This window comes from Salipiger sp. H15 (genome assembly GCF_040409955.1).
In the GTDB taxonomy this organism is placed as follows: Bacteria; Pseudomonadota; Alphaproteobacteria; order Rhodobacterales; family Rhodobacteraceae; genus Salipiger.
Genome location: NZ_CP123385.1, coordinates 1679306 through 1691507 on the forward strand (window position 1 = coordinate 1679306; position 12202 = coordinate 1691507).

A 12202-nucleotide genomic window follows, 5' to 3' on the forward strand; every position below is an offset into this window, starting at 1 on the left:
ACTGCGGTTCCGCCCAAATCCAGCTTCGGAAGGTCCATGCTGCACGGCCGCGCTCTGCGCTACATCGACGAGGTCGCCCGGCAGGGCTCCATCCGCAAGGCAGCCCGCGAGCTGAACGTCGCCGCCTCGGCGGTGAACCGGCAGGTGCTCGAGGTCGAGGCCGATTTCGGCGTGCCGATCTTCGAGCGGCTGCCGCGCGGGCTCAAGCTGACCGCCCCGGGCGAGCTCTTGATCGCGCATATCCGCGAGACGCTTAAGGGCCACGACCGGCTGCAGGCGCGCATCCACGCGCTGAAGGGCCTGTCGCACGGCGAGGTCACCGTGGCCACGATGGCGACGCTCGCCGCCGGGCGGCTCGGTGACGTGGTGGCCGAGTATTGCGAGCGCCATCCCCGGGTCGAGCTGAAGGTGACAGTCTGCAACCGCTCCGAGCTGATGGAGATGGTGGCCTCGGGCGAGGCCGAGATCGGGCTTGGCTACAACCTGCCCGAGGACAACCGGATGCAGCTGACGGCGGTGTTCCAGCACCGGCTCGGCGCGGTGGTCGCGCCCGGCCATCCGCTCACCGCCAAGCCGAACGTGCGCGTCGCCGATTGCCTGATCTACCCGCTGGTGCTGGCCTCGCACAGCCTGTCGCTGCGCCCGCTGATCGAGAACCTTGCCCCCGCCAATGCCGAGCTGCGCCCGGTGGTGGAGACCAACTCCACGGAAATGATGAAACGGATCGTGCGCCGCCCGCCGCACGTAACCTTCCTCAACCGCGTCGACGTCGATCAGGAACTGCGCGACGGCGACCTTGCCTTCCTGCCGCTCATGGCCGCCGCCGGACGGCAGCGGCTGAGCCTCGTGCACCGCAGCCGGGGGGCGCTCTCCTCGGCCGCGGACGGGTTCATGCAGGCGGTGAAGGATTACTTCGGCCAGGGCGAGAGCTGAGCTTTTCGGGACCCCGCGCCCGACAGACACGGAAAGACATGAGATGACGAACACCATGCACCGCCGCCTCGACGAGGCGCTCGCGGCAGGCGGAGACCTGCTGCTCACCGACCTGCGCTGCCCCGCCGCGTTGCTGACCGGGGGTGCCCCTTCGGGGGCTCCGGTCGATCAGGACGGCACCGCCACGGTCGAGCTGCTGATCCGCGCCGGGCGCATCGCCGCCATCGCCGCGCCGGGGGGCATCAGCGCGGACGCGCCGCGCCTCTCGCTGGGGGGGCGCCATGTCTGGCCGATGCTGGTCGACGCGCACACCCATCTCGACAAGGGCCACGTGATGGGCCGCGCCCCGAGCTCCGGCGGCACCCATCCCGGCGCGCGCGAGGCGACGACCCGCGACCGCGTTGCCCACTGGCGGCACGACGACCTCGTCCACCGCATGGACTTCGGCCTGTCCTGCGCCGAGGCGCATGGCGTCGCCGCGATCCGCACCCATCTCGACAGCCACGAGGGGCAGGGCGAGACGGTCTGGGGCGCCTTCGCGGAGGTCCGCGAGGCGTGGAAGGGGCGCGTCGCGCTGCAGGCCTCGGCGCTGGTGCCTTTCGACGCCTGGGGCACGGACTACGCAGTGACGCTGGCGGACATCGTGGCGAGCAACGGCGGGCTGCTCGGCGGGGTCACGCGCCCCTCGGGCGGAACGCATGGCGGTCTTTCGGACATCGACGCGCTGCTCGACCGGGTCTTCACGCTGGCCAAGGAACGCGACCTCGACCTCGACCTGCACGTCGACGAGGCGGCCGAGGCCGATGCCCTGCCGCATGTCGCCCGCGCCACAATCCGTCATGGCTACGAGGGACGCGTGACCTGCGGCCATTGCTGCTCGCTCTCGCGCCTGCCCGAACCCGAGATGGACGCCACCATCGCGCTGGTGAAGGAGGCGGGGCTCTCGCTGGTCACCCTGCCGACGGTCAACATGTACCTGCAGGACCGCGTGCCCGGCCGCACGCCGCGCTGGCGCGGGGTGATGCCGATCCACGAGCTGCGCGCGGCGGGGGTGCCGGTGGCGGTGGCCGGGGACAACTGCCGCGATCCCTTCTACGCCTACGGCGATCACGACATGCTCGACACCTGGCGCGAGGCGGTGCGGATCTGCCATCTCGACCACCCGTTCGGGGACAGCGCCGGGCTGGCGGGGACCGCCCCGGCGGCGATCTGCGGCTTCGAGGCGGGCAGCCTCGGCGCGGGGCGGCGGGCGGATTTCATGGTGCTGGAGGCCTGGAGCCTCGACCAGCTCATCGCCCGGCCGCAGTCCGACCGGGTGCTGGTGCGCGCGGGCCGGGTGCTCGACAACCGCCCGCCGTCCTACGAGGCGCTGCGCCTCACCCGGAGCGAGGTGGTCTCCGAGCCGGCCTGAGGGGGACCGGCCCGGAGGGTCTCAGCGCGCGGTGTCGAGCGCCTCGGCCAGGCCAAGGAGCATCGGCTCCGCGCCCTGGTCGCCGACGAGCTGCATGCCGACCGGCATGCCCCCGGACAGCCCGGCGGGGAAGGCGAGCCCGGGCAGGCCCGCCGCGTTGACCCAGCCGGTGTAGACCGCGTGGCCGCGCGGGCCGACCGGCTGGCCCTCGATCCGCTGCGGGTAGACCTCGCCCGCGGGCCAGGGATGCGCCGCCGCCGTCGGCAGCAGCACCGCGTCGAAGCCCCAGAGCCCGCGCACCGCCTCGCGCAGGGCAAAGACCCGCATCAACGCCTCGTAGAGCGTGACCGCATCCACCTTTGCGCCGCGCGCCGCCATCTCGCGGTACTTGCCCGCGGCGCTGTCCAGCACCGCCGGGTCGCGCCAGCCGAGATGCGCAAGCCCGATCTCGGCCATCTGCGCCCAGACCTCGTTGAGCGGGCCGAGATCGAGCGGCAGCGTGCCGTCCGTGACCTCGTGACCAAGCGCGCGCAGGCGCTCGGTCGAGGCGGCAAAGGCCGCGCGGATGCCGCTTTCGCAGGGGGCGTCGCCGATCACCGGCACGGCGAGGATGCGCAGCGGTCGCGGATCTGCCTTCGCCCTGCGGCCCGACAGCACCGACTGGAAGAGCGCCAGATCCCGCGCCGAGCGGGTGATCGGTCCCACAGTCTCGAAATCCAGCAGCACCTGCGCCAGCCCGCCGCCGCGGCGCACCGCGCCGATGCCGGGCTTCAGCCCCCAGAGCCCGGTGTAACCCGCGGGCCGGCGGATCGAGCCGCCGCCGTCGGTGCCGAGCCCCGCCGCCGCCATGCCCGAGGCCACCGCCGCCACCACCCCGCCCGAGGAGCCGCCGGGGGTCAGCTCGGGGTCGAAGGGGTTGCGGGTAACGCCGAAGGTCGTGTTGGCCGTGTAGCCCTCGACCGCGAACTCGGGCGTGTTGCCCTTGCCGAGCACGATCGCCCCGGCGGCGCGCAGCGCGGCGACCGGCAGCTCGTCCCGCTCCGGCACGCGCCGCCCGAGTTCCGGGTTGCCCCAGGCCGCGGGCAACCCCGCCGAGACGAGGTTGTCCTTGATGATCACCGGCACGCCGTCGAGCGGGCCGCAAGGCGCACCTGCCTTCCAGCGTGCCGCCGCCTCGCGGGCGCGGTCGAGCGCGTCGGTGGCACGGGCCGAGAAGGCGTTGAGCGTGGGCTCGAGCCGGGCGATGCGCGACAGGCACTCCTCGACGGCGCCCACCGGATCGCCGGTGCCGGCGCGGAACCCCTCGAGCAGCGTGGTCGCGTCGTCGAGAGGGGGGAAATGGTCACGCGGGCTCATCGTCCGATCGCCTCCGGCAGCCAGGTTGCAATGGACGGCCAGAAGATCAGGGCCGAGGTGAAGAGCAGCATCAGCGCGGCATAGGGCACCGCGCCGGCAACCACGTCGGTGAAGGGCTCCTTGTCGCCGCGCACGCCGTGCACGACGTAGAGGTTCATGCCCACCGGCGGGGTGATCATGCCGAGCTCGCACATCAGCACGACGAAGATGCCGAACCAGACCGGGTCGATCCCCGCCGAGACGATGATCGGCACGACGATGGGAATGGTCAGCACCTGCATCGAAAGCACATCCATGAACATGCCGAGCACGAGGTAGAAGAGCATCAGCGCGAACAGCAGCTCGACCGGCGTGAGGCCAAGCCCCTCGACCCATGCCGACATCACCCCGGTGATCCCGCCGAGCGCCAGCGTGACGTTCAGCGTGAAGGCCGCGACGATGATCAGCAGGATCATCCCCGTGGTCTTGGCGGTCTTGCGGAAGCAGGTATCGAGGAAGGCGACCGAGAGCTTGCCCTCGTGCCAGACGAAGCCGAGCGCCACCACCACGGCGAGCGCGGCGCTTTCGGTCGGCGTGGCGATGCCGAGGTAGATCGACCCCATCACGATGACGAAGACCGTGGCGGCGGGGACGAGGTTCTTCAGCGCGCGCAGCTTCACGTCGAGCGGCACCTCGGCATCCTCGAAGGCGCCGCCGGGGGCGAGGATGTCCTGCGCGGCGATGAAGGCCATGAAGAGCAGGGTGAGCAGGATGCCCGGGATGATCCCCGCAAGGAAGAGCTGCCCGACCGAGACGCTGGCAAGCGAGCCGTAGACCAGCAGGTTCACCGACGGCGGGATGAGGATCCCCAGCGTGCCGCCCGCGGCGAGCGAGCCGAGCGAGCGCGACGGCCGGTAGCGGCGCTCGGTCAGCGCGGGCAGGGCGACGGTGCCGACGGTCGCGGCGGTGGCGACCGACGAGCCCGAGGTCGCGGCAAAGAGCGAGCAGCAGCCGATGTTGGTGTGCAGCAGCCCGCCGGGCAGCCGCCCGAGCCAGAGCGCGAGCGTGCCGTACATCCGGTCCGCCAGGCCCGAGCGCAGCAGCAGCTCGCCCAGCAGGATGAAGAGCGGGATGGCGGTCAGCACCGGCTCGTTGGACGTGCCCCAGAGCACCGGCCCCATGCTCTGCAGCAGCACCGGCCCGTAGAGGACCATGCCCCCGGCGACGCCCATGGCGACCATCACCGTGGCGACCGGAAGCCCGGCCAGCAGCAGCCCCATCATCACGATGAAGCCGACGAGAATGTCGAGAATGCCCATGGTCAGCGGTCCTGCATCTGTTGGAGTTCCTCGCCCAGCTCGTCCTCGGCGCTGACCGGGTTGAACTCGGCGGCGAGCTGCTCGTGACGGCCCGACAGGAACAGGCGCGTGGCGCGGGCGGCCATGGCGAAGGAGCAGAGCGCGAAGATTGCCAGCCCCGCGTACCAGCCCGATTGCGGCCAGATCAGCGGCGTGCGCCAGGGCGTCGCTGCGGTCGAGCCATAGGCCAGCGTGTCGCCGATGACAAACCAGCCGACGTAGAGGAAGAAGAGCCCCAGCACTCCGAGCGAGAGCACCGAGAGCCAGTCGACCAGCGCCTGCAAGCGCAGGGGGAAGCGCGCGTGCAGCACATCGATGCGGATATGCGCGCGGTCGATCATCGCGACGATGAAGGCCAGCGCCGAGCCGATGGCGAGGATGTAGCCGCCGAGCTCGTCGGCGCCCTGCAGCGAGGTGTTGAAGAGCTTGCGCAGCAGGGTCTCCAGCGCGACGAAGCCCGACAGGAACAGAAGCGACCAACCGAAGAGCCGGCTGATCCAGGTGGCGAGGCGGTCCATGAGACGCTCCGTTGCGAGGGCGCCCGGGCCAGCGCGGCCCGGACGCGGGTTGCGTTACATGTTCCGGCCGGCGCCGACGGTGTCCATCCAGGCCTCGGAGCAGCCGGGGTTGGTGGCGTCGCAGACCTCTTTCCACGCGGGGAAGGAGATGTTGGGCACGGCGGTGCCGATCAGCGCCGTGTCGGCCTCGGTGGGCTCGACCAGCTTGAGGTCGTACTTGGTGCCGGTGGTGCAGGGCTCGGCGCCGGTGTTGCAGTTCACCGCGTCGGTGAAGAGCTCTTCGGAATAGTCCCAGATGCGGCTGGTCAGCTTGTCGAAGCCGGCCTGAAGCTGCGCCTGCTGCTCGGGCGTCAGGCCCTTCCAGGTGTCGAGGTTGATGCCGTAGCCGTTCATCGCCAGCTGGAAGGCGATGGGCATGGTGTAGGAGCTGACCTCGGGCCAGCCGGCGGAGTTGGCCGAGGACGGGCCGGTGATCGCGCAGTCCACCACGCCGCGGGCGAGCGACTGCTGCACCTCGGGGAAGCCGATTGGCACCGGGGTGCCACCGACGAGACTGACGAACTCGGCGAGGTTCTGGTCGTAGACCCGCACCTTCAGCCCCTTGAGGTCGGCGAGCGAGGTGATCTCGGGCTCGCAGAACAGCACCTGCGGGCCGAAGGGCCAGACGCCGAGCAACTTGGTGTTGAACTTCTCCTGCAGCTGCGCGTCGACCACCGGGGCAAAGGCCTCGACCGTCGCCTTGCCGGTCTCGTAATCGGGGTTCAGCCCCACGAGGTCGAGCCCGAGGATCGTCGGCTCGTCGCGCGACACCTGGCTCAGGCGCAGCGAGACGATGTCGAAGAGCCCGCCCTTGAGGATGCGCAGCTGCTCGGTGTCCTTGATGCCGGTCACGTCGACCGGCTGGTAATCGGCGGTGAAGCCCTCGAGCCCGGTCTCGGCGGCGAAGTTCTCGAAGAACGGCTGCTCGATGGATTTCTGGATGAGGCCGGTGGCGACGGGCTGGCCCATCACGCGCAGGCTTTCGGCGCTTGCGGGCACACCGAGGATGGCCAGCGCCGCGGCGCAGGTTGCGATCTTGCGGATCATGTAGTGCTCTCCTTGTTGGGGTCTGTCCGGGTGTCGGCTCAGGTCGTCGGGACGGGGGTGAGCCGGGCGACGCGCTGGAACACGCTCCCCCAGCCGGTGACGCGGGCGGGGTCGAGCCCCGCGACGCGCAGGCAGTGCGCGGCGGTGATCGCGACCGAGTCGAGCACGGGGATCCCGGTTTCGGCCTCGAGCCGCGCGGCCACCGGCGCGCCGCGGAAATTCGTGCAGACCACGGCGATGGCGTCGGGCCGCGCCTGCGCCACCTCGGTCACCATCGCGGCGACCTGCTCGGGCGGGTAGGTGGCGAAGCTGTAGTTGCCCTTGTCCTCGAGCCGCGCCTCCGCGACGATCTCGATCCCCTGCGCCGCGTAGTTGGCGGCGATGCGGGTCTGGATGTCGTCGATGTAGGGGGTCACGAGGCCGAGCCGCCTGATCCCCTCGGCGCGGAAGATCTCGTCATAGGCCAGCATGGTCGAGGTGGCCGGAACCCCGGTGCGCTCGGTGATCGCGGCGCAGAGCGCGCGGTCCTTGTCGAGCCCGAGCCATGCGGCCGAGGTGCCGTTCCAGGCGATGACATGCGGGTTGGCCTCGGCCAGCCGCTCGGCCGCCTCGAGGATCGGCTCGAGCGTGAACTGCGCCTGCGAGGCGCCCGACATCGAGATCTCGACCACCCGGAAGCGCCCGAAATGCGCGCTGGCCTCGTCGCCGAAGGGCGCCAGCATGGCCGAGGTATAGGGCTCGAGCACGGTGTTGGACGAGGGGGTCAGCATGCCGATGCGGCGGCCGTCGAAAGCGGGGAAGCTCATGGGGTGACCTCTGGTTTGGCGCGGGCGACATGGCTGCCCGTGGGTGTTCCTGCGGGTTCGCCATCCAGCATGACCGTCTGTCCGCGCAGCAGCGTGCGCACCGGCCAGCCGGTGACCTCGAAGCCTTCCCACGGCGTGTAGTCCGAGCCGTGATGCAGCCGCTCCTGCGTGATCGGGCGGGTGAGCGCGGGATCCCACAGGACGATGTCCGCGTCCTTGCCCACCGCGATCACCCCCTTGTTCTCGAGCCCGTAGATGCGGGCATGGTTCGAGGCGGTGAGCGCGGCGAAGGTGGGCAGCGAGATGCGCCCCTTCACCACCCCCTCGGAAAAGAGGATCGGCAGGCGTGTCTCGACGCCGGGAATGCCGTTGGGGATGTTGCGGAACGAGGCGCGGGCGCCGGGCGCGTCCTTGCCCGCCGGGTCCGCGAAGCGGAACGGGCAATGGTCCGAGGAGAAGACGTCGAAGGCGCCCTGTTCGATCCCGGCCCAGATCGCCGCCTGCTGGGCGTCGTCGCGCGGCGGCGGCGAGCAGACCCATTTCGCCCCCTCGAAGCCGGCGCGGTCGAGGTCGCCGGCGGTCAGCGTGATATATTGCGGGCAGGTCTCGGCGAAGACCCGCACGCCGCGCTCGCGCGCGCGGCGGATCTCGTCCAGCGCCTCGCCGTTCGAGACATGCACGATCATCACCGGCACGCCCGCCACCTCGGCCAGCATGGCGGCGCGGTGGGTGGCCTCGCGCTCGACCGGCACGGGGCGGGTACGGGCGTGGTGCACCGGGGCGATCTCCCCGGCGCGCTCGGCCTTGTCGCGCAGGAACTCGATGGCATCCTCGTTCTCGGCATGGACCAGCGTCAGCGCGCCATGCTCGCGCGCCACCGCCATCACCTGCAGGATCTCGGCGTCGGTGAGGCGCATGCCCTGGTAGGTCATGAAGACCTTGAAGCTGGTCATCCCCTGCGCGATCAGCGCCGGCAGATCCTGCCCCAGCGTGACCGGATCGACCGATTTCACGATGAGGTGGAAGGATACGTCGGTCAGGCAGTTGCCCTCGGCCTTGGCAAGGTAGGCGGCGACCGCCTCGCGCAGGGTCTGGCCTTCCTCGGGCAGGCAGAAGGGCATCACCGTGGTGTTGCCGCCGCAGGCCGCGGCGCGGGTGGCCGAGGCGAAATCGTCGGCCATCTCGATGCCGGGGCCGGAGGGCTGCGAGATGTGCACGTGGCTGTCGATGCCGCCGGGCAGGGCGACGAGCCCTGCCGCCTCGATCACCTCGCGCCCCTCGAGCCCGGTGCCGAGCGTGGCGATGGTGCCGCCAAGCACGCCGATCTCGCAGGTCGAGACCGAACCCGGGGTGACCACGCGCGCGCCGCGGATGACGAGATCGTGGATCATCGGGCGGCCTTGCGTAGGGGGGCGGTCTTGCGGCTGGCGGTCATGGGTCTGCGGTCCTCGGGTCATCTTCCCGACGACCGTAGCCGGGGCCCGGATTGCCATCTATAACAAAAGAAGTAATGCTCCGTTCTCGGAGCGAGAATGGAAGGAACTGCCCGATGCCGTTGCATCTCGTCCCCCGCCCGCTGCTCTACGTCGAGGCCGTGGCCGAGCATGGCTCGGTCCAGGCGGCCTCGCGGGCGCTCGGCATCGCCGCCTCGGCCATCGACCGGCACATCAAGTCGCTGGAAGAGGCGCAGCGCGCGCCGCTCTTCGAGCGCCTGCCGCGCGGCATGCGGCCGACCGCGGCGGGCGAGGCGCTGGTGGTCATGGCGCGGCGCTGGCGCTCGGATGCCGAACGCTTCGAGACCGACCTCATGGAGATGCGCGGGCAGGAGCGCGGCAGCGTGCGCCTGGCGGCGATGGACAGCCTTGCCAACGGGGTGCTGCTCGATCTTCACGCCTGGCTGCGCGCCGAGCACCCGCGGCTGCGGCTCGCCCTCGACATCCTCACCCCCGCCGAGGCCGCGCGCGAGCTCGACGAGGGCACGGTCGAGGTGGCCATGGCCTTCAACCTGCCGCGGCTGCGGCACCAGCACGTGATGTGGAGCGAGAAGCTGCGCTTCGGCTGCATCGTCGCGCCCGGCCACCCGCTGGCCGAGGAGCCCGAGACCTCGCTGGCGAAGGTCAGCGGCCATGCGCTGGTCTCGCAGAGCGCGCTGCTGCCGACGCGCCAGTACCTCGACAACCGCTACGCCTGGTTCTTCGCCGAGAACGCGCCGGTGCTGGCCTCGAACTCGATCCAGCTGGTCAAGTGCGCGCTGCGGCAGGGCGAGGTTGCGATGATCACCTCCGAGCTAGACGTGCTGCCCGAGCTGCGCGACGGCGCGCTGCTGTTCCTGCCGCTGAAGGACAAGGGGCTGGTGCCGCCGACGATCTCGGTGGCGATCGACGCGCGGCGGCCCTTGTCGCGCGCGGCGCGGCTGGTGGCGGAATTTCTCGTGTCGCGCACGCAGGCGCTGCTGTCCGAGGCGCGGGGCGAGGCTGTCCAGCCCTGATCGGCGTCAGAAGGCGGCGATGCGCTCGATCACCCAGAAGGCGGCGATGGTACCGATACCATAGCTGCTGAGCCGGCTGAGCCGCGCACCATGCGTCGCGAGGACCGGGGCCATGCGGCGGGCCATGTAGCCGATCGTCAGCACCAGCGCGATGAACATGAGTTGCCCGAGCTCGACGCCGATGTTGAAGGACAGCAGCGCCAGCGGGATGTCCGACTGCGGCAGGCCGATCTCGCGCAGCGCGCCGGCGAAGCCGAGCCCGTGGATCAGCCCGAAGCCGAAGGAGACCAGCGCCGGAAACCGCTCGGACACCGGATCGCGGCGCTCGGGCGGCAGGGCCAGTTCGTAGGCGAGGAACACGATCGACAGCGCCACCACCACCTCGACCGGCGCCGAAGGCAGCCGCAGCAGGCCCAGCGTCGCGGCGGCGAGCGTCAGGCTGTGCGCCAGCGTGAAGGCGGTGATCGCCCACAGGAGCCGCCGCGGCTGGCGAACCAGCAGGAGCAGCGCGAAGACGAAGAGCAGGTGATCCACCCCCTCGAGGATATGCGTGACCCCGAGCGCGACGTAGCTGGCAAAGACCGCGCCGTGGCCGGGATCGACGGGCACTGTGAAGGAGGGCGCGCTCGCGGTGAGGCGCTGGGTCTGGGCCGCGCCGGGGGTCAGCTCGTAGCGCACCAGCACGTCGGTGCGGGTGCGGGCGAGCCCCTCGATGCCGATGGTTGCGCCGGCCAGACCCTCGGGGCAGGTGGCGATGTAGGAGGTGACCCAGGCGCGCCCGTCGAAGGCGGGGGCGGGGGGCGGCGTGTGCTGGCAGGTGTCGGGCAGCACCGGCACGATAGGCATCGGGCGGCCGTTCACGTCGGGCATCCGCCAGCTCACACGCCACTGCGCGGCATCCATCGCCGAAAGCTCGAGGAACCCCGGGTCGAGCGCGTGGGCCGCGGCGGGGACCGGGCGGAGCGCCGCGAGGATGAGGAGAAGGAGGGCCGCGAGCGTTCTCATTGCTGCGCGTCCGGCAGCGGCTGGTCCTGCGGCAGGTCGAGCGTGTAGCGGCTCAGCAGCTGGTCGGTGAAGGCCGCGCGCATCTTGCGCGCCTCGGCCGAACGCCAGTCGGCGAGCACCTTGGCGCGTTCCGCCTCGAGCGGCGGCAGGCTCGCCTCGCGCAGGGCATCCAGCCGGACGAGATGGGCGCCGTATCCACTCGGCACCGGGCCCGACCACTCCCCGAGCGGCAGCGCCGCGACCGCCGTGCCGAAGCCGCCGCCGAAGACCCGCTCCACCGCCGTGGCGGCCATGTCCTCGATCGCCGGCGGCAGCATGGTCGCGCGGCCGAGCCCGGCGGGATCCGCGCCCTGTGCAAGCTCTGCTCGCAGCGCGGCGACCTCTTCCGGCGAGGCTTCCGGGGGCAGCAGCACCTGCTGGAAGCTGATCTGCGCGGGCCGGGCGTACTGCGCGGCGTTCTCGGCGTAGAAGGCCTGAAGTGCCGTGTCGTCGGGCTCCATCGTCGCGGCGGGGGCCTCGGCGAGGAACTCCATCTTGGCGCGCAGGCGGTTGCGGATCATCGCGTCGCCCTTGTCGAGCCCGAGCGTCAGGGCCTCGCGCACCATCGCCTCCTCGGTGGCCCAGTCGCGGACGAGGCCGCGCGATTCCGCCTCGGTCGGTGGGCGGCCCCAGGCGGCGAGGAAGCCGTCCGCGAGCCGGTTCGCCTCGTCCTCGGTCAGGTGCAGCACGTCGTCGCGGGAGCCGGGCGCCTGCGGCGGGGCCATAAGCGCGTAGAGCCCGAAGACCAGCCCGCCGAGGATGAAGAAGTGCAGGAGCGGGGAGCGGAGGACGGTGCCGATCTTCATGGTGTTCTGCCTTCAGCCCTTGCGCAGCGCCTCGGCGACCCGGGCGAGGCGCGCGCCCGCGTCGGCGGCCAGTTCGGTGATCTCGGGCACCTGCCCGAGATCGCCCATTCCCATCATCTGTCCCGCGTCGACCAGCCGCACCAGCGCGCCGCCGGGGGCTTCCTCGACGGTCACGTTGCAGGGCAGCAGCAGCCCCACGTCGGGCCGCGCGGTGACGGCCCGGTGGGCGAGGCCGGGGTTGCAGGCCCCGAGGATGGTGTAGCGGCGGAAGTCCTTGCCGAGCTTCTCGGCAAAGGCCTTGTCGAGGTCGATCCGCGAGATCACCCCGAAGCCCTCGGCGGCAAGCGCCGCGGTCACCGCCTCGAGCGCCTCGTCGAAGGGGCGCTCGAGGGTCACGTCGGTTCCGAAGCCGGTCAT

12 protein-coding genes are annotated in these 12202 nt (G+C 71.2%); 3 read left to right on the forward strand and 9 right to left on the reverse strand.

The window, feature by feature from the left end; all coding sequences use genetic code 11:
• Positions 1-36 precede the first annotated feature (36 nt).
• The gene (locus tag PVT71_RS22205) at positions 37-933 is read left to right on the forward strand and encodes a LysR family transcriptional regulator (protein WP_353474660.1); all 897 of its coding nucleotides are present in this window, start codon (positions 37-39) and stop codon (positions 931-933) included.
• A gap of 43 nt (positions 934-976) precedes the next feature.
• Entirely contained in the window at positions 977-2344 is a 1368-nt protein-coding gene (locus tag PVT71_RS22210) for a cytosine deaminase (protein WP_353474661.1), read from the forward strand.
• 21 nt (positions 2345-2365) lie between these two features.
• On the opposite strand, the gene PVT71_RS22215 is transcribed toward PVT71_RS22210, so the two are convergent.
• The 6 genes from PVT71_RS22215 to hydA are packed head-to-tail and all read right to left on the reverse strand — an operon-like array spanning position 2366 to position 8838.
• Positions 2366-3700 (reverse strand): amidase, encoded by a 1335-nt coding sequence (locus PVT71_RS22215; RefSeq protein WP_353474662.1) that lies wholly within the window; start codon positions 3698-3700, stop codon positions 2366-2368.
• Positions 3697-4998: a TRAP transporter large permease gene (locus PVT71_RS22220; protein WP_353474663.1), complete on the reverse strand. Its 1302-nt coding sequence runs from the start codon at positions 4996-4998 to the stop codon at positions 3697-3699. The genes PVT71_RS22215 and PVT71_RS22220 overlap by 4 nt, the downstream gene beginning before the upstream one ends.
• 2 nt (positions 4999-5000) lie before the next feature.
• Positions 5001-5555: a TRAP transporter small permease gene (locus PVT71_RS22225; RefSeq protein WP_353474664.1), complete on the reverse strand. Its 555-nt coding sequence runs from the start codon at positions 5553-5555 to the stop codon at positions 5001-5003.
• Between the two features lie 54 nt (positions 5556-5609).
• Complete coding sequence (locus tag PVT71_RS22230) at positions 5610-6641, reverse strand: TRAP transporter substrate-binding protein (protein WP_353474665.1); 1032 nt, start codon at positions 6639-6641, stop codon at positions 5610-5612.
• Between the two features lie 38 nt (positions 6642-6679).
• Entirely contained in the window at positions 6680-7447 is a 768-nt protein-coding gene (locus PVT71_RS22235) for an aspartate/glutamate racemase family protein (RefSeq protein ID WP_353474666.1), read from the reverse strand.
• Positions 7444-8838 (reverse strand): dihydropyrimidinase, encoded by a 1395-nt coding sequence (gene hydA, locus PVT71_RS22240; protein WP_353474667.1) that lies wholly within the window; start codon positions 8836-8838, stop codon positions 7444-7446. The genes PVT71_RS22235 and hydA overlap by 4 nt, the downstream gene beginning before the upstream one ends.
• Before the next feature lie 158 nt (positions 8839-8996).
• Between hydA and PVT71_RS22245 the strand changes: the two genes are divergently transcribed.
• Entirely contained in the window at positions 8997-9935 is a 939-nt protein-coding gene (locus tag PVT71_RS22245; RefSeq protein ID WP_353474668.1) for a LysR family transcriptional regulator, read from the forward strand.
• Between the two features lie 6 nt (positions 9936-9941).
• Here the strand turns inward: PVT71_RS22245 and PVT71_RS22250 are convergent, their stop codons facing one another.
• The 3 genes from PVT71_RS22250 to PVT71_RS22260 are packed head-to-tail and all read right to left on the reverse strand — an operon-like array spanning position 9942 to position 12202.
• A complete protein-coding gene (locus PVT71_RS22250; RefSeq protein ID WP_353474669.1) occupies positions 9942-10940 on the reverse strand; it encodes a HupE/UreJ family protein in 999 nt (332 codons plus the stop codon).
• Positions 10937-11785 carry a peptidylprolyl isomerase gene (locus PVT71_RS22255; RefSeq protein WP_353474670.1) on the reverse strand — a complete coding sequence of 283 codons (849 nt, stop codon included), beginning with the start codon at positions 11783-11785 and terminating at the stop codon, positions 10937-10939. Before PVT71_RS22255 ends, PVT71_RS22250 begins: the two co-directional genes overlap by 4 nt.
• Before the next feature lie 12 nt (positions 11786-11797).
• A complete protein-coding gene (locus PVT71_RS22260; protein WP_353474671.1) occupies positions 11798-12202 on the reverse strand; it encodes a DUF302 domain-containing protein in 405 nt (134 codons plus the stop codon).

Bases quoted from the DNA above. Each gene is read 5' to 3' on its own strand.
- PVT71_RS22235 (WP_353474666.1), bottom strand. From the start codon at position 7,447: ATGAGCTTCCCCGCTTTCGACGGCCGCCGCATCGGCATGCTGACCCCC.
- hydA (WP_353474667.1), bottom strand. From the start codon at position 8,838: ATGATCCACGATCTCGTCATCCGCGGCGCGCGCGTGGTCACCCCGGGT.
- PVT71_RS22260 (WP_353474671.1), bottom strand. From the start codon at position 12,202: ATGACCGGCTTCGGAACCGACGTGACCCTCGAGCGCCCCTTCGACGAG.
- PVT71_RS22220 (WP_353474663.1), bottom strand. From the start codon at position 4,998: ATGGGCATTCTCGACATTCTCGTCGGCTTCATCGTGATGATGGGGCTG.
- PVT71_RS22210 (WP_353474661.1), top strand. From the start codon at position 977: ATGACGAACACCATGCACCGCCGCCTCGACGAGGCGCTCGCGGCAGGC.
- PVT71_RS22250 (WP_353474669.1), bottom strand. From the start codon at position 10,940: ATGAGAACGCTCGCGGCCCTCCTTCTCCTCATCCTCGCGGCGCTCCGC.
- PVT71_RS22255 (WP_353474670.1), bottom strand. From the start codon at position 11,785: ATGAAGATCGGCACCGTCCTCCGCTCCCCGCTCCTGCACTTCTTCATC.
- PVT71_RS22225 (WP_353474664.1), bottom strand. From the start codon at position 5,555: ATGGACCGCCTCGCCACCTGGATCAGCCGGCTCTTCGGTTGGTCGCTT.
- PVT71_RS22230 (WP_353474665.1), bottom strand. From the start codon at position 6,641: ATGATCCGCAAGATCGCAACCTGCGCCGCGGCGCTGGCCATCCTCGGT.
- PVT71_RS22215 (WP_353474662.1), bottom strand. From the start codon at position 3,700: ATGAGCCCGCGTGACCATTTCCCCCCTCTCGACGACGCGACCACGCTG.
- PVT71_RS22205 (WP_353474660.1), top strand. From the start codon at position 37: ATGCTGCACGGCCGCGCTCTGCGCTACATCGACGAGGTCGCCCGGCAG.
- PVT71_RS22245 (WP_353474668.1), top strand. From the start codon at position 8,997: ATGCCGTTGCATCTCGTCCCCCGCCCGCTGCTCTACGTCGAGGCCGTG.